This window comes from Kribbella antibiotica, assembly GCF_004349055.1.
Taxonomy (GTDB): Bacteria; Actinomycetota; Actinomycetes; order Propionibacteriales; family Kribbellaceae; genus Kribbella; species Kribbella antibiotica.
The window spans coordinates 16,630-33,225 of record NZ_SMKX01000098.1; the positions used below are offsets into that span (position 1 = coordinate 16,630).

Sequence of the window (16,596 nt, forward strand, 5' to 3'; positions counted from 1 at the left end):
GCTCACTCATGCCTGTCCTCCCTCCGCAACTTCGGCGATCGGTGCCAGTTCGGTAGCTTCTTCAGTGCGAGCAGGTGCCATTCCGAAGTACGCGAGCACGAGCCCGACCGCACCGAGCACGCCGCACCATAGCCACACCTGTGCCCCGACGCTGTTCCACACAAAGACCCCGAGGAACGGGCCGAGCGCGGAGCCGAGACCGAACATCGCGTGCGCACCGCCGACGTACCGGCCGAGCAACGGCTTCGGGGCGGCCATGCCGGGATAGGCGAACATGGTCGGCCCGCCGATGATCTCGGCCAGGGTCCACAGCAGCGTGCCGATCACGAAGATCGCCAGCCCGCCGGGCAGTGCGTAGAACGCGAGCCCGCCGCCGAGCAGGACGAAGCCGAGCACGGCGACCTGCCGGGCCGGTTTGTGCTGGACGACCTTCGTCACCAGCAACTCGCAGGTGATCACGATGAAGCCGTTCAGCGCGACCATCGCGCCGTACCACCACGTCGAGAATCCGTCGGCCTTCATGTGCAGCGGCAGCACGGCGAGGTACTGCATGTAGATCGCCGCGTTGATGAACATGCACAGGAGGAACAGCACGTACTTGTGATCCCGCAGGACAGCCAGATAGCTGCCCTTGGGCTCGGGTGCCGCCGGCGTACCGTCCTCCGCCGGGGTAGCCTTCTTACGGCCCGGCAACGCGACGATCGCCACCGCCGCATAGGCGAGAGCAGCCAGCGCCTCACCGATGAACAGCAGGTTCCACGACACCGCAACGAGCGCGGCACCGATGAGCGGCGCGGCCGTCGTACCGAGGTTCATCGCCAGCCGGTAGATCGCGAACGTCATCACCTGACGGTTCTGTGGCGTCAGTTCGGTCAGCAATGCTGCCGAGGCCGGCCGGTAGAACTGCCCGACCGCGCCGGCCAGCGCGATCACGACGATGATCGCCGCATAGCTCGGCACATAAGCGATCGCCAGCACGAAACCGGCCATCCCGAACATGCTGATCATCACTGCGGCCCGCGGACCGACCCGGTCCGTCAACGAGCCGCCGATGATCAGGCCGATCACCGACCCAGCGCCGTACACGCCGAGCGCCGTACCGGCCTGGACCGGCGAGAAGCCCTTCGACGTGGTCAGGAACAGCACCAGGAAGACCTGCAGGAACCAGCCGAGCTTGTTCACGAAGACGCCGACCAGCAACGCCTTCACCGGCGCCGGCGCCTCCCGGATGGTCTCCCAGATGCCGGTGCTCTGCTCTTCTACAGCACTCATTGCGCAGGCTCCTTGGGATGTCCACTCCAACGCAGCGCACCTTCGGCCGCGTCCAGCCCGGCCCGGCTCTCCGCGATCGAGCCGGAGACGGTGGTCGCATAAGCGATCCGGCCCCACAACGTGCCGTCCGGCGGGGGACTGGTCGTCTGTCCGGCCTCCATCAGTACGACGAGCTGGTCGATCTCCGGCGCATCAATCGGATCGAACGCGACCGAATCGAGCACGGTGTCGTTCTCATCGACGTAGAAGAACCGCACCCCGCCGACCAGCGTCCGGTCCGGCTTCACATCGGGCTGCCGGCCACACGCGACCGCAGCAGCGGCCAGTCCCGGGTCAGCGCCGGTTGCCTGCAGCCCGAGATACGGGATCAGGTCGCCGCCGATCCGGGCGTTGATCTCGATCACCTTCGGGCCATCGGCCGTCATCATGATCTCGGTGTGCGTGACACCGTCGGTGAACGCGATCGCCTTGTGCGCATCGACGAGCACCTGCTGCAGTTGCCCATCGGCGAGCAGCGGGTCGGCCGCATCGACGAAGTGCCCGATTTCCTCCGCGTACGGCGGGTAGCCGATCTCCTTACGAGCAAGGCAGAACGGTGTCACCTGGCCGTGGAAGATCGCGGCGTCGATGCTGATCTCGTAGCCATCGGCGAACTCTTCGACCAGCACGTTGACGTCGTAGTGCGGCGCCTCGGGCACGGTCGTGTCGTGGGCAAAAGCCCAGTTCTCCCGGAGCTCGGCGGGATCGTTCACCTTGACCACACCGAGGCTAGCGGCGAGAGCTCGTGGCTTGAGGATCACCGGATAGCCGAACTCCGACGCCGTGGTCAGCGCCTCGTCCACGGAGTTCACCAGCACCGACTTCGGCTGCGGAACCCCGTGCTCGGCGAGCGCCGTACGGGTGAGGTGTTTGTCGCGGCACCGGTTGATCATGGCGACGTCGCCGCCCGGCAGACCGAGCGCCTCGGCGATGTGGGCGGTCTGTAGGATGCGAGCCTCGTCCCAGCAGAGCACGCCGTCAATCGGGTCGTCGGTGTGCAGCTTCGTCGCCGCTGCGACCAGCGCGTCGGCGTCGAGCGTGCTCTCCAGCACCGTCCAGCCGTCCAGGTATTCCTGCTCCCAGGTCGGCTCGCTGTGCAGGAACATGTGCAGCCGGTACTGCGGCGCGATCGACCGCAGGATGTACTCGCGGAACAACCGCATGCCGGTGGCAACCACCAGCAAATGGGGCTTGTCAGACATTTCGTACCTCCCTGAGAGGACCAGGGATCTGCCGGATCCGGCTGACCCCGCTGCTGCCGTCGGCCCGCTGGAAATGGTCGGAGATCACGATGTTGCCCTGGGCATCGAACTCCGGGACGCTGTGGCAGGCGCCGCTGATCAGTTCACCGGTCTCGGTGAGCAGGCAGTACGACGCGTCGAACGTGCCGTCCGTGCGCAACTGCCCGACGAGCCGGCCGGTCCGCAACGTGCCACCGGCGTAGAACTCCGCCCAGATCACGTTGTCCTCACGGTGATACTGCCCGTACGGCGCTTCGCTCGCCGGCTCGTCGCCGTCGAGCCGGAACCATAGGCCGTCGACGTCTGGGAAGACGGGCTCTGACCCGGTCACTATTTGGGCCGCGATCACCAGTGCACCGCGCAGACATCATCGGAGATCGGGTAGATCTCGCGCTCGAACATGGAGTTGAGCACGATTGCAGCCCGCACCGGCAGTTGCGTGAGCCCGGCGTTCGTCAGGCCATGGCTGTACCGGCTCGCGTTGAACGTGAAGATCTTGTGCCCGTTCATGCCCTTCCAGCGCACCGAGTAGTCCGACTCGACGATCGCGTGGCCGTCGTCGTCGGTCTCGATCCGCTCCCGCAGTTCGTCGTCGAGCGGCGCCTTCACGTGCTCACGACCGGCGGCGACGACGATCTGCCGGACGACGTGCTCCTCCGGCAGGGTGGACGTCGAGCAGCACAGCCGAATATTGCCGTCGGACAGCAGGTCCGTCGTACGGACATCGCGGCCGGGCAGCAGCGTGACGGGGAACTGGCCGAGTGAAAGGAAGCCGTCGTAGTTGGACTGGTAGAGCGCCCGCAGGCCGCCCGGGGTGATCGCGTCACCGCTGTAGCGCGAGTCGTCGATCATCTGCCGGCGGGTGTCGCGGTTCAGGCCCTGCAGGTACTCGATGTGCGACGGCCGGTAGAGCTCGTTGGCCATCGGGGAGTCGTCGATGCTGCGGAACCACTGGTTCCGGCCGATCCACTTCACGTCGGTGAACCCCGAGCCGAGCAGGCGCAGTACGGACTCCAGACCGGTCTGGCCGCCACCGACCACTGCGGTCGGTGCGGTGCGGTCCAGCGTGGCGAGGCGCTGGCCGAGCTCGTCCGCGATGAAGGCGCGCTCAGCCGGCAGACCACTCAGGTACGCCGGACGCACGGCCCGCGTCCCGAGTCCGAGCACCAGGTGTTCGGACAGTGCTACCGGCATCCCGTCGACGCTGATTTCGAAGCCGTCGTCGGTGATCGAGATCGAGTCCACCTGGGAGCCGAAGTTCACCACGCCGAGGCGCTCGGTGGCCCAGGTCAGGTAGCGCTCGTACTCGATCCGGGGGAGCGAGTCGAACTGGGAGTTGATCAGCGCATAGAGCCGTCCGGACGTGACCAGGTAGTTCAGGAACGTCAGCTCGTGGCGGGGGTCGACCAGGGAGACCAGGTCTTTCATCCAGCCCGTCTGCATCCGCACTCCGGGGTAGAGCAGTGGGGTGTGCCAGCCGGTGCCCGGCCGGGAGTCGAACAGCGCAAGCCGCTCACTGGTGACGTTCTTGTAGAGCGCCGCCAGAGACAGGTTGGATGGTCCGGCCCCGATACCTACGGTGTGGTAGCGGGGCGTCGTTAGCTGCGTGGTGTGCAGGCCTCGTTCGGTGATCGTCATGCGCTTGTTCTCCGTCCGCGAAGTGGAGTTCCTGGATCCACCGGCGGCGAGCAGTTCGCTCGCCGCGGCCCGGCTTGCGGCCAGCGCGGTTTTCACGCTGCCCCCGGACCCACCGGTGAAGGTGTAGAGCCGATGCGTCCCGCCAGGTACTGGCCAAAGGGTCAGTACCGGCGGATCGGCATAACTATCGGCCGTGCTGACCAGGTGGTCAGGCGCCGACAACTTGAGGTGTGGCAGCCGTTCGGCGGCGATCCGGACGGCCTCGGCGGCCAGGTCCGGGAGCGGCGCACTGCTGCCGGGAGGAACCGACCAGCGCTGCGTGTCGACCCCGAGGAGCAGCCGGCCGTCTGCCGTCGGCCGCCCGAACAGGTCGCTGGTCTCGTCGATGAACATGGTCGGCAGCGCGCCGTCCACGGTGTAGAGAGCGATCTGGATCGACTTGGTCTTGCTGTGGTCGATCAGGTGGTTTTCGGTCATGAAGGCCGAGGTCCACGCGCCTGCAGCAACCACCACCGCGTCGTACTGCTCGGTGCGGCCGGGGAGCCGGCATGCGACCGATCCGTCGGAGTGGGGGAGCAGCCGCAGGACAGGTCCGGTGACGACCCGGCTGGTGCGGCCGGTCGCCAGGCGCCGGACGACGGTACGGCGGAGTCGGTCGGGGTCGATGAAGCCGGCCTTCTGCTCGCAGACGCCGACGGTGCCTTCGGGCAGACCGTGCCAACCGCGCTGACGCAGCTCAGTGCGGTCGAGCACCATGGTCGACCCCGGATGAGCGTGCTCGACCTCGGCCACGGCCGCTGCCAGACCGTCGTACGAGGGGAGTAGGTAGGTGCACCCGGTCTCGGTGTACGCCGCCTGGTCGTGGAGTGTGCCGAGGAGCTCGGACAGGCTCTCGATGGCCAGCCTGCGCTGGAGCGGATGGGTCTCGAACCCGCGGACCCCGCCGCCTGAGGCTGCCGTGGCGTCTGTGCCGGGCACGCCGGTGATGAGGTCGACGGAGGCCTGGCTGCTCAGCCGCCAAGCCAGCAGCGCCCCAGCGATACCCGCACCGATGACTCCGATGCGCATCGGGCTCACCCCAGCCCAGTCAGTACGGCGCGGAGCGAGCCCGTGTTGTGGACTCCGCCGGCCAGCAACGTGAGCAAGCACCGAGCAGCCAAGGGCGGGTCGAATCCGCTCGGCCGCAGTGCCGCCTCACCGCGGGCCAGTTCAATCGCAGCAAGCGCCGGATCGAGCGGTTCGGAGGCCTGGCGGACCCCCGCGAGGAGCGGCTCGGCGTACTCGGCGAAAGCGTCGAAAGAATGCTGCACGAAATCGCTCTGGAAGCGGTCCGGACGATCCCAGGCCAGAAACAAGCGCACGATTGAGGGATCGCACGTGCGAAGTAATTCCGACGCTGTGATTCCATGATTCCGGCTGGTCGAGAATTTCGCGCCCTCGAAGGTGTAGAACTCGTTGACAACGAGTCCGGCCAGCGGCGACCGATCAATCCCGGCGGCAGCCCACACGGCCGGCCAGTGCACGGCGTACGCGAAAGCGTTGTCGAGCCCGAGGAAATGCCAGAGCCGGCTGACCCGGCCGATGGCGTGCAGATAACCGGCGACATCGGCGGCCTCGGGATCGACCGCCCGGGCGATGCCGTACAGGTCGGTCAGGGCAACCTCGGTGTACGCCCCGACCCGCAGTCCGGTCAGTGCGCCGTCGCACTCGATACCCCAGTCCGTCGGGAAGGCGAGCGGGATCTCGGGCAGCCCGGCGCGCCGGATGCGCTCGACAAGGCCACGGACCTCTGGTGGCAACTCGGCCCGGATCCAGGTCTCCGTGAGCGATGCGCGATAGTCCTCCAGCCGCAGGACCGGCACGGTGACCTGGAACGGGCGGGGTTCGCCGCCGCAGCGGCCGCAGCAGGGATCGATCATGATCTCGACGTGGTTGAACGTGCCGCACACCTCGCAGGCGCCGCCGGCCGCCGGTCCCTCGCACTCGCCGCAGCGGCCACTGAGGTACGCGTCGTGCAGAGTGCGATTGCAGTCGCCGCAGGTGTACATCGTGATCTCGCGCAGCGGAGCCGCCCCGGAATCGACCAGGTGGTTGAGCAGTTGCCGGATCACTGGGGCATGGCTGTCCTCGAGCGGATCGGTGAATCGGTCATAGCCGATTCGGGCCCGGTCGTAGGTCTCGAGGATGTCGTCGCGGAAGTCCTTGGTCATCGCCTGTGGATCCAGGCCTTCGTTCTCGGCTCTGGCCAGGACGTAGTTCTGGTGGACGTCGAGGCCACTGGTGACCAGGACATGTTCGCCGCGCGCCCTGGCCGCCCGAGCTGCGAGGTCGGCGGCCAGATAGGGGCCCGAGAGGTGACCGACGTGCAGTGGACCGTTGACGGTCGGCTGCGGAAACGTGAAGACGCTGATCTCGTCACTCATCGCCGTGGTCACCGGCCAAGGGCATCCAGTACGCGCTGAACACGGTCAGTTCGACCGAGTCCGACCGGTTCTGTACGACGTGTTGTTCGGTGCTCGACAGCAGGAACGCGTTGCCCTGCTGGATTTCATGCTCTTCGCCGCCGGACAGGACATGCGCCGTACCGGCGACGACGAGAGAGAGTTCGAGCTCGGGGTGCTGGTCGAGCGGGCTCTCCGAACCGGGTGGAACGGAGTACCACATCGCCTGGAAGGGGACTTCCCGATCCAGTGCATATTGCTCCCAGCGGACCACTCGCAGGTCTTTCACGAACTGGTCTTCGCCGGTACGCAGGTCGAATGTACGCATGCTTCGCCACCCTCCATGATCCTGCCGCGAGCAGGACCGAAGAAGTTGAAATGCCCCGTCACAATGCAGGCACGTGGATATCGAACGTACGGAACAAGGCGCTCAGAACGCGCCGGACCTTCGCGACCTGCGCCACCAACGCGGTCGGCCTGGAACCTCGGTGACCCCCCAGTCTCCGTGGCCGAAAATATAGGTAAGGCAGCCCTGCGAGTAAAGGGGAATGGGCAATGAATTTCCGGTCAATCCGTAACTCTGCCGGAATTCCTTCGTTGCAGTCCGCAATTGGCGCCGGAACGTGTCCGGGCCGTCACCCAGCGGATCTAAACGGCGCCGGGCAGGGCGACCGGCGCGCCGCCCCAGACGACCTGCGCGGAGGCAGTCGCCAGCAGTTGGTCGATCCCCAACTGCCGGACGGCCGGCTGCTCGGCCGCCTCGATCAGATCGCCGTACACAGCGGCCAGGCGGCGCTCGATGCCAACGATCAGGGCGGCGGCACTGGCCGCGTTCGTGACCGGCTGCGGCAGGTCGTACGCCGGTTCGGCGGCGACCGGAGTCTCGTTGGCGGCTGTGATCAGCGCGCTCAGCTTGTCGCGGTTGTCACGATGCCGGTCGAACGCATCGGACGCCGCGTTGAACTTGGCGCCGCTCAACTTCCCGCCGGCCACACCCACGCCGTACAGGGCTGCGTGCTCGCCGGCCAGCGCGGCCTGCAGTGCCTCGAGCTCGGTCATGACGAGGCCGCCTTCTTGGTCGGAACCAGGGTTGAACCGAGCTGCACCTCGGAGGCCGCGATCATCGCGAGCAACCGGGCCGCCGGTCCGGACACCTTCGCCGCTGCCGCCGCGTGGGCGATCGACGCTGCCTTCTCCTGCTGAGCCAGCGACGCCAGAGCGCCGCTTGCCGAACCTGTCCCCGGCACGGGAGGCGCCTTGGGCACGGTCACACCGGCGGTCTCCTGGAGCTTGGCCAGGTGGCCGGCGTGGAACTTCGCTGCCGCCGCGAGCTTGGGCTTCAGTGCCGGGTACTTCGTGCCGACCAGGGTGTATTGAGCAGCCAGCGAGCTCACCACTCCAGCTGCGCTGCTGAGCGCCGCCACGACCGCAGGATCCACGGTCGGAGTGTTCTCGGGCACGGTCTTGCCGGACCCCGGGTCGACGGCTCCCGGCGTACCGGAGCCTGCCTGGTCGTCCTTGCAGCCGGCCAGCACTCCAGACATCAGTACGGCGCCCGTGGCGATGGCAGTGGACTGCAGCGCGACGCGGCGTGACAACCGGAGGGGTTCGTTCGGCACCCCGGAACCCTACCCGGTGACCGGTCTGTCACCGGCACTGTGACGAGGCGGTGACGTGAGCACCCTCAGAAGCCCGATAAGGTGGGCTACTGCTCTCGGCCGGACCGCCGGGGGCACGTACGGGCGCACAACTCCAAAGAGAGGCAGGTCTACCTGTGAGCCGAAAGACTGACCACACGGACACCACGAGCCTCGAAAACTTCCTCCAGACGATCGTGGCGCAGTTCGGCTGCGACCTGGAGTCCGTCGACCTCGCCCCCGCCGGCAAGCGCCGGTTGCTGCGGGTGCTGGTCGACCGCGACGGCGGGATCAACCTCGACGACATCGCGGAGGTCACCCGCGCCATCTCCAAGGCGCTGGATGCGGACGAGATCATGGGGAACGGCGCCTACACGCTGGAGGTCTCCAGCCCGGGTATCGACCGGCCGCTCACGTTGCCGCGCCACTGGCGCCGCAACGTCACCCGCCTGGTCGCGGTCACGCTGCACAGCGGGCACAAGCTGACCGGCCGAATCGAGTCCGCCTCCGAGGAGGCGGCCGAACTGGACGTCAAGGGCCAGCACCGGACCGTCGTCTACAGCGACGTGGAGAAGGCCAAGGTCCAGATCGAGTTCAACCGGCCCGCCGGCAACGACACTGACGAGACTGAATCACCTGTCGACGACGAGACCCTCGACGACGACACGGTGGAGGAGAACTGACATGGATATCGACATGGCCGTCCTGCGGGCACTCGAACGGGAGAAGGACATCTCCCTCGAGATCGTGGCCGATGCGATCGAGGCGGCGCTGCTGGTGGCCTACCACCGCACCGAGGGCGCGCACCAGCACGCGCGGGCGGAGCTGGACCGCAAGACCGGGCACGTGTCGGTGATGGCCCGCGAGCTCGACGAGGACGGCACGCTGCTCCGCGAGTTCGACGACACCCCGAGCGACTTCGGCCGGATCGCCGCCACCACGGCCAAGCAGATCATCCTGCAGCGGCTGCGCGACGCCGAGGACGACGTCCGGTACGGCGAGTTCTCCGGCAAGGAGGGCGACATCGTCTCCGGCGTGGTCCAGCAGGGCCGGGACCCGCGCTCGGTGATGGTCGACCTCGGCAAGATCGAGGCCGTGCTGCCGGCGCCGGAGCAGGTGCCGGGGGAGAAGTACGAGCACGGTTCCCGCCTGCGCGTCTACGTGGTCGGTGTCCGCAAGGGTTTCAAGGGCCCGCAGATCACGGTCAGCCGGACGCACCCGAACCTGATCAAGAAGCTGTTCGCGCTGGAGGTCCCGGAGGTCGCCGACGGCACCGTCGAGATCACCGCGATCGCCCGCGAGGCCGGTCACCGGACCAAGATCGCCGTCCGGACCCTGAACCCGTCGGTGAACGGGAAGGGTGCCTGCATCGGCCCGATGGGTCAGCGGGTGCGCAACATCATGCACGAACTGCACGGCGAGAAGATCGACATCATCGACCACAGCGACGACCCGGCCACCTTCGTCGGGAATGCGTTGTCCCCGGCGCAGGTCACGTCGGTAGAGGTCGTCGACGCCGCTGCTCGCGCCGCGCGGGTCGTCGTACCGGACTATCAGTTGTCTCTCGCGATCGGCAAAGAGGGCCAGAACGCGCGGCTCGCGGCCCGGCTCACGGGCTGGCGGATCGACATCCGGCCGGATACCGATGTGACTGGTGAGGACAAGAAGGTAGACTGATCTCTCGGTCGGTCGACTGAGTTGCCTCCACACCCTGAGGAAGAAGTGACAGACGCGCGTCCTGGCAAGATTCGGGAGCGCACCTGTATCGGGTGCCGGAAGCGATCCAGTCCGACAGATCTGCTGCGGATGACGGTGTCCGGAGGGCTTGTCCTCCCGGATCCCGAGCGTCGGGCACCTGGCCGTGGGGCGCATGTGCACCCCACGATCGAGTGCTTCGAGCTCGCTGTCCGGCGCAAGGCGTTCCCGCGGGCCTTCAAGGTCCCAGGGCCGCTGGAGGCGACCGGGCTGCGCGACCATATCGGCGGCAAGCAATAATCAAGCAGTAAACCGTGGCGGCCGGCAGGCCGTCGGCGGCGGTCCGACCGGACCGCCGTGACCGACATGAAGGCGGGTCATCGACTCATGACTACTCGATGAGTGTCCACAAGTGATGGATACACAGCGATGAGTGCAATGCGATGAGCATGTACGTCAGATAACGGTCCGTGGCCCCAGGCTCGGACCAGAAGGAGTGCAGTGGCAAAGGTCCGAGTCTACGAGCTCGCAAAAGAGCTCGGAGTAACCAGCAAGGTCGTTCTGACCAGGCTGAACGACATGGGTGAGTTCGTCCGATCGGCATCCTCGACCATCGAGGCGCCGGTTGTCCGCCGGTTGGCGGAGGAGTTCGAGAAGAACCCGCCGAAGAAGCGCGCAGCCAGTAAGGCTGCCGCCAGCACGTCTGCCGCGCCGCAGGCGACCGCTCCGGTCGCCCCCGCCGAGCAGGCAGCATCACAGTCCGAGCCGGCTGCGTCCAGCCCGGCTGCTGTTCCGGCCCCGGCGCCCGTCGCCGAGTCGGCTCCCGCACCGGTGGCGCAGGCCCCGGTCGCCGAGTCGGCCGCGCCTGCCCCGGTGGCTCCGGCCGCCAAGGCTGCGACGCCGGGTATCAAGCCGGGTCCGCGCCCGGGCCCGAAGCCGGGTCCGCGCGCCGAGACCCCGGCCGCACCTGTCGAGACCCCCGCTCCGGCGGCCCCGGTCGAGACTCCGGTTGCCCCCGCAGTGAAGGTTGAGGCCTCCCCGGCCACGCCGTCGTTCGAGGCTCCGGCTGCCAAGGCGGCTCCGGCCCCCGAGGCTGCCGCACCGGCCGCTCCGGCGGCCCCGCGTCCGGCCGGCGACGCTCCGGTCCGTCCGGGCCCGCGCCCGGGTGGTCAGAGCTCCGGTGGCCAGACCCCCGCTGCCCCGACCTCCGCTGGTCAGGGTGCAGCTGCTCCGGCCGGTGGCCAGGGTGCTGCGCGTCCGGGTTCTGCACCGCGTCCGGGTGGCTCCGCGCCGCGTCCGGGTGCACCGCGGCCCGGTGGCAACCAGCGTCCGGGTGGCCAGGGTGGTGGCCCGCGTCCGGGTGCACCGCGTCCGGGCAACAACCCGTTCAGTTCTACGCAAGGCATGCAGCGCGGTGGCGCACGTCCGGGCCCGGGTGGCCAGGGCGGCGGCCAGGGTGCTGGCGCAGGTCAGGCCGCTCCGGGTGCACCGAGCCCGGCCGGAATGGCTCCGCGTCCGCCGGCAGCACGTGAAGGTGGCCGCGACAGCGGTCGTGGCGGTTCCGACCGTCCGCAGCGCTCCGGCGGCGTACCGGGTGCTCCGCGCCCGAACCCGGCGATGATGCCGAAGTCCTCGGCCGGTACCTTCACCGGTCGCCCCTCGGGCCCCGGTGGCGGCCCTGGTGGCGGCGGTGGCGCTGGTGGTCGTGGTCGTCCCGGTGGCGGCGGCGGTCCGGGTGGACCGAGTGCCGGTGCACGTCCGGGTGGCGGCGGTGGCGGCGGTTTCCGTCCCGGCGGCGGCCCGAGCGGCCCTCCCGGTGGTGGCGGCGGTGGCCGTCCCGGCCCGGGCAACCGGGGTCGTGGCGGAACGCAGGGTGCCTTCGGGCGTCCGGGCGGTCCGGCGCGTCGTGGACGCAAGTCGAAGCGCGCCAAGCGCCAGGAATTCGACAACATGCAGGCTCCCGCGGTCGGCGGTGTCCGCGTCCGGCACGGTGACGGCGAGGTTGTCCGTCTTGCCCGTGGTGCGTCGCTGACGGACTTCGCCGAGAAGGTCGGCGTCGACCCGGCATCGCTGGTCCAGGTTCTGTTCCACCTGGGCGAGATGCTGACGGCGACCCAGTCGGTCAACGAAGAGGTCCTGCAGCTGCTGGGCACCGAGCTGAACTACGACGTTCAGGTCGTGTCTCCGGAAGACGAGGACCGCGAGCTGCTCCAGTCGTTCGACATCGACTTCGGTTCGAACGACGGTGGCGACGACGACCTGGTCAAGCGGCCGCCGGTTGTCACCGTCATGGGTCACGTCGACCACGGTAAGACCAAGCTTCTGGACGCGGTCCGCGAAGCGAACGTCGTGGCCAAGGAAGCCGGTGGCATCACCCAGCACATCGGTGCCTACCAGGTCACCACCACGGTCGACGGCGTCGAGCGCGCCATCACCTTCGTCGACACCCCGGGTCACGAGGCGTTCACCGCCATGCGTGCTCGTGGTGCGCAGGCCACCGACATCGTCATCCTGGTGGTCGCGGCCGACGACGGCGTGATGCCGCAGACGATCGAGGCCCTGAACCACGCCCGCGCGGCCGGTGTGCCGATCGTGGTCGCGGTGAACAAGATCGACGTCCCGGCGGCGGACCCGACCAAGGTGCGCGGTCAGCTGACCGAGTACGGCCTGGTTCCCGAGGAGTACGGCGGCGACACCATGTTCGTCGACGTCTCGGCCAAGGCGCGGATCAACATCGACGGCCTGCTCGAGGGCGTCGTACTGACCGCGGACGCGGCACTGGACCTGCGGGCGAACCCGAACATGCCGGCCCAGGGCATCGCGATCGAGGCCAACCTCGACAAGGGCCGTGGTCCGGTGGCGACCGTGCTGGTTCAGCGCGGAACGCTGCGGGTCGGCGACTCGATGGTCGCGGGACCGGCGTACGGCCGGGTCCGGGCCATGCTCGACGAGCACGGCGACCCGGTCAGCGAGGCCTTGCCGTCGCGTCCGGTGATCGTGCTGGGTCTGACCGCCGTACCTGGTGCGGGTGACAAGTTCCTGGTGGTGGACGACGACCGGATGGCCCGGCAGATCGCTGAGAAGCGGGAAGCCCGGGCTCGTGCGGCCGCCAACGCCAAGCGTCGTGCGCGCCGGACCCTCGAGGACTTCATGGCCTCGATGGAGAAGGGCGAGACGCAGGAACTGCTGCTCATCCTCAAGGGCGACGTGTCCGGTTCGGTCGAGGCACTGGAAGACGCCCTGGTCCGGATCGAGGTCGGCGACGAGGTCAACCTGCGCGTCATCGACCGTGGTGTCGGTGCGATCAACGAGAACGACGTCAACCTGGCCATCGCGTCGAACGCCGTCATCATCGGCTTCAACGTGCGGCCGGCGGGCAAGGCCGGAGACGTGGCCGAGCGCGAGGGCGTCGACATCCGGCACTACTCGGTGATCTACGCAGCGATCGACGACATCGAGGCGGCCCTGAAGGGCATGCTCAAGCCGATCTACGAAGAGGTCGTGCTGGGCCAGGCGGAGATCCGCGAGATCTTCCGCTCGTCGAAGGTCGGAAACATCGCCGGTTGCTGGGTCACCAGTGGCCTGATCCGCCGCAACGCCAAGATCCGGTTGATCCGGGACGGCGCGGTCGTGGTGGAGAACGGCGAACTGTCGTCGCTGAAGAGGTTCAAGGACGACGCGTCCGAGGTCCGCGAGGGCTTCGAGTGTGGTCTGACCGTGAACAACTACAACGACATCAAGATCGGCGATGTCGTGGAGTCGTTCGAGCTCCGCGAGAAGCCGCGCAGCTGATCGCAGTACTGCTCTAATAAGGTCCGGAGTGGCGGGGTTCGACCACCCGCCGCTCCGGACCCTTTGCATGATCGGCGCAGTTGCATGATTTGACGTTGGAACACAGAGGGAGTGAGCCCTGATGGGTGAAGCAAGGGCGAAGCAGCTGGCCGACCGGATCCAGGTCCTGGTCGCGGAGCTGCTGGAGCGCCGGGTCAAGGACCCGCGACTCGGTTTCGTCACGGTGACGGACGCGAAGCTGACCGCCGACCTTGGCGAAGCGAGCGTCTTCTACACGGTGTACGGCGGCGAGCAGGAGCGCGCCTCCACGGCGGCAGCGCTGGAGTCGGCCCGCGGGCTGATCCGCAGCGAGGTCGGCAAGGCACTCGGCCTGCGCCGCGCGCCGAGCCTGGCGTTCTACCTGGACTCGATCCCGGAGACCGCCGGCCAGATCGAGGAATTGCTGTACAAGGCCCGCCAGGCCGACGCCAAGGTGGCCCAGGCCGCTGCCGGCGCCAAGCCCGCCGGCGACGCCGACCCGTACAAGAAGAAGGACGAAGACGACGAGGACGAGGTTGTCTGACTTCACGCCGTCCTCGGACGGCATCGTCGTGGTGGACAAGCCGGCCGGGATGACGTCGCACACGGTCGTCGCCCGGATCCGGCGGCTGGCAGGCACCCGCAATGTGGGGCATGCCGGCACGCTGGATCCGATGGCGACCGGCGTTCTCGTCGCCGGCATCAACCGCGCCACCCGCCTGCTGGGCCACCTCCAGCTCGCCGACAAGTCGTACGACGCCACGATCCGTCTGGGCGCCGTCACGACCACCGACGACGCCGAGGGCGAGATCGTCTCGACGGCACCGGTCGCCGGTGTCACCGCGGCGGCGATCTCGTCGGCGGCTGAGGCTTATCGAGGCGAGATCTCGCAGATCCCGTCCGCGGTCTCGGCGATCAAGGTCGACGGCAAGCGCGCGTACGAACGCGTCCGGGCCGGCGAAGAGGTCGTGCTGAAGGCCCGCACGGTGACGGTCTCCCGCTACGACATCCTCGACATCAGGGTGTCGGAGTCGTGGATCGACCTCGACATCTCCGTCGACTGCTCCAGCGGCACGTACATCCGCGCGCTGGCCCGCGACCTAGGCGCCGATCTCGGTGTCGGCGGCCACTTGACGGCATTGCGCCGTACTCGCGTGGGTGCCTTCGACCTGTCGGCGGCCCACACCCTCGAGGCCCTCGCCGAAGACTTCGCCTGGCTCCCCATCGCCGACGTGGCCGCCGGAACCTTCCCCCGCTACGACGCCGACCTCGACCAAGCCGCCGCCATCCGCACCGGCCGGCCCCTCCCAGGCCTCAACCTCCCCGACGGCCAAACCGCCATGTTCGATCCGACGGGCACCTTCCTGGCCTTGTATGAACCGCATGGCCCGTTGGCCAAACCCACCGCCGTCTTCGTCGGCTAGCTCCCGCAGCGGACCGCTGCCACTGTCTAACCTTCGGTGGCACGCTGAGCTCACGCTCAGCTGGGTCACCTGAGGCGCTCTGAAGACGAGTTGGTCAGTGGTGGCGGTCCGCCTCGTAGCCTTGTTGGTGTGGGGGAGCGAGCGGTGCGGATAGCAGCGGTGGCGGTGTTCGCGTATGGAACGATCGTGCACGCGTACGACCTGCTGCGGCACGGCCTCGACGCCTATGCCGACTACCCCGGCTGGCTCGGTGGTTTCTTCACCGCGCTGATCGCGGATGCGCTGGCCAACGGGTACGCGGTGTATGTGCTGGCGCCCGCCGCCGGGGTGGCGCATGTGGGGCAGGCGGTGGTTAGCGTGCTGGCGGTTGGGATGGTGGTGGCCAGCCACAGGTTGTGGGGCAGTTTTCACTAGGGATTTGGCCGGAATCGGACGAGGGGCGAACGGCGGTCAGGGACGCATCGCAGGATGTGGGTCCGCCCCGACCTTTCTGAGGTGATCTCTGTGCTTTCCCGCAAACTCCGAGTCCTGCTTGCCGGTGTGGTTGCTGCCGGCGTTGGCTTCGCTGGCGTCCAGACTGCTTCGGCTGCTGGTGTTCAGCGCATGTACGACGACAACGTCTGCCGTGGGAACGGCGACTACTTCCGGGTGTTCAGTGACGACCATCCGTCCGCCCCGCTGTGTTTCACCGGGCACGGCTCACTTGATGTCGCGATCTACCGCGTGACCAAGGTCGAGTCCGGTGCGTATCGTGCCTCGGTCAACGCCGACGGTCCCCAGCTCGTCACCTTCGAGCCCGGCACCCTGTTCACCACGTGGACGAACGGCCGCGCCAAGGTCACGAAAGTCACCCTGATCGCCTCGCTGCAGTGCCCGCGAGGCTGCTGAGCCTGCGCGCTGATCGGCCGGTTCGGCTCGGGGTCGATTCTGGTATGGCGGGTGTGTGGTTGATCGACGCTCCGGACAAGCCGGGCACGTTGTCTGTGGCTGGTCGCCGCGGCGGCCGCGTTACATAAAGAGCTTGGCTGGGCCCGGCGCGGGGTTGAGGTACTGGCGAGGTCGGTGATCGCGCTCGCGCCGATTGAGGTGCTCGCTATGGTTGCGGCCGGTTGTGGGGATGCCTTGAACGTGACCCGCCGCTGTGGTGAAAGGCGCTGGCAAGGAGGCGTGGGGTGCTGCCGTGCCCGGCTGACCCCCGGCTGCCGCGCTGGTTGCCACTTTTCGTCGCGGCGCTGTCCACTCGTCGGGGGTCTGTCGGCTGGGTGGTGGGCTTGAACAAGTAATTACCTAATAAGAGTTATCGGGTCGCCCGTCGGGCAGACTCGGACTGGTAAGCCGCTGGTGGGTGAGCACTTCTATTACCTGGACCTGTGAGTCTTGGGGACAGAGCGTGCCCCTG

Annotated in this window: 16 protein-coding genes; 8 read left to right on the forward strand and 8 right to left on the reverse strand. The window is 68.0% G+C overall.

The genetic code is table 11. The features are described from left to right. Positions 1–6 precede the first annotated feature (6 nt). The 8 genes from E1263_RS27700 to E1263_RS27740 form a co-directional block, all read right to left on the reverse strand. On the reverse strand, positions 7–1,272 hold the full coding sequence (locus E1263_RS27700) for an MFS transporter (RefSeq protein ID WP_132172539.1): 1,266 nt from the start codon (positions 1,270–1,272) through the stop codon (positions 7–9). Next, positions 1,269–2,513 (reverse strand): ATP-grasp domain-containing protein, encoded by a 1,245-nt coding sequence (locus tag E1263_RS27705; RefSeq protein ID WP_132172541.1) that lies wholly within the window; start codon positions 2,511–2,513, stop codon positions 1,269–1,271. Before E1263_RS27705 ends, E1263_RS27700 begins: the two co-directional genes overlap by 4 nt. Further along, the gene (locus E1263_RS27710) at positions 2,506–2,883 is read right to left on the reverse strand and encodes an avidin-fold protein (RefSeq protein WP_132172543.1); all 378 of its coding nucleotides are present in this window, start codon (positions 2,881–2,883) and stop codon (positions 2,506–2,508) included. Before E1263_RS27710 ends, E1263_RS27705 begins: the two co-directional genes overlap by 8 nt. Before the next feature lie 14 nt (positions 2,884–2,897). Beyond that, entirely contained in the window at positions 2,898–5,258 is a 2,361-nt protein-coding gene (locus E1263_RS43345) for an FAD-dependent oxidoreductase (RefSeq protein ID WP_202869076.1), read from the reverse strand. Positions 5,259–5,263: 5 nt separating this feature from the next. Then, positions 5,264–6,613 carry a class I tRNA ligase family protein gene (locus E1263_RS27725; protein ID WP_132172545.1) on the reverse strand — a complete coding sequence of 450 codons (1,350 nt, stop codon included), beginning with the start codon at positions 6,611–6,613 and terminating at the stop codon, positions 5,264–5,266. Further along, a complete protein-coding gene (locus E1263_RS27730) occupies positions 6,606–6,959 on the reverse strand; it encodes a cupin domain-containing protein (RefSeq protein WP_132172547.1) in 354 nt (117 codons plus the stop codon). Before E1263_RS27730 ends, E1263_RS27725 begins: the two co-directional genes overlap by 8 nt. Before the next feature lie 320 nt (positions 6,960–7,279). Further along, positions 7,280–7,690, reverse strand: coding sequence for a ferritin-like domain-containing protein (locus tag E1263_RS27735; protein ID WP_132172549.1), 411 nt, complete (start codon positions 7,688–7,690; stop codon positions 7,280–7,282). After that, a complete protein-coding gene (locus tag E1263_RS27740; RefSeq protein ID WP_132172551.1) occupies positions 7,687–8,250 on the reverse strand; it encodes a cell division protein FtsK in 564 nt (187 codons plus the stop codon). Before E1263_RS27740 ends, E1263_RS27735 begins: the two co-directional genes overlap by 4 nt. Before the next feature lie 155 nt (positions 8,251–8,405). Between E1263_RS27740 and rimP the strand changes: the two genes are divergently transcribed. The 8 genes from rimP (at position 8,406) to E1263_RS27780 (ending at position 16,085) form a co-directional block, all read left to right on the forward strand. Further along, positions 8,406–8,951, forward strand: a complete 546-nt coding sequence (rimP, locus tag E1263_RS27745) for a ribosome maturation factor RimP (RefSeq protein WP_132172553.1) — start codon at positions 8,406–8,408, stop codon at positions 8,949–8,951. 1 nt (position 8,952) lies between these two features. Then, positions 8,953–9,945: a transcription termination factor NusA gene (nusA, locus tag E1263_RS27750; protein ID WP_132172555.1), complete on the forward strand. Its 993-nt coding sequence runs from the start codon at positions 8,953–8,955 to the stop codon at positions 9,943–9,945. 45 nt (positions 9,946–9,990) lie between these two features. Then, complete coding sequence (locus tag E1263_RS27755) at positions 9,991–10,263, forward strand: YlxR family protein (RefSeq protein ID WP_132172557.1); 273 nt, start codon at positions 9,991–9,993, stop codon at positions 10,261–10,263. A gap of 201 nt (positions 10,264–10,464) precedes the next feature. Continuing rightward, a complete protein-coding gene (infB, locus tag E1263_RS27760) occupies positions 10,465–13,755 on the forward strand; it encodes a translation initiation factor IF-2 (protein WP_132172559.1) in 3,291 nt (1,096 codons plus the stop codon). Positions 13,756–13,876: 121 nt separating this feature from the next. Then, positions 13,877–14,317 (forward strand): 30S ribosome-binding factor RbfA, encoded by a 441-nt coding sequence (gene rbfA, locus E1263_RS27765; RefSeq protein ID WP_202869077.1) that lies wholly within the window; start codon positions 13,877–13,879, stop codon positions 14,315–14,317. Continuing rightward, complete coding sequence (truB, locus tag E1263_RS27770; protein ID WP_132172563.1) at positions 14,310–15,197, forward strand: tRNA pseudouridine(55) synthase TruB; 888 nt, start codon at positions 14,310–14,312, stop codon at positions 15,195–15,197. Before rbfA ends, truB begins: the two co-directional genes overlap by 8 nt. A 129-nt stretch (positions 15,198–15,326) precedes the next feature. Further along, complete coding sequence (locus tag E1263_RS27775; RefSeq protein WP_132172565.1) at positions 15,327–15,611, forward strand: hypothetical protein; 285 nt, start codon at positions 15,327–15,329, stop codon at positions 15,609–15,611. Between the two features lie 81 nt (positions 15,612–15,692). After that, on the forward strand, positions 15,693–16,085 hold the full coding sequence (locus E1263_RS27780) for a hypothetical protein (protein ID WP_132172567.1): 393 nt from the start codon (positions 15,693–15,695) through the stop codon (positions 16,083–16,085). Positions 16,086–16,596 lie beyond the last annotated feature (511 nt).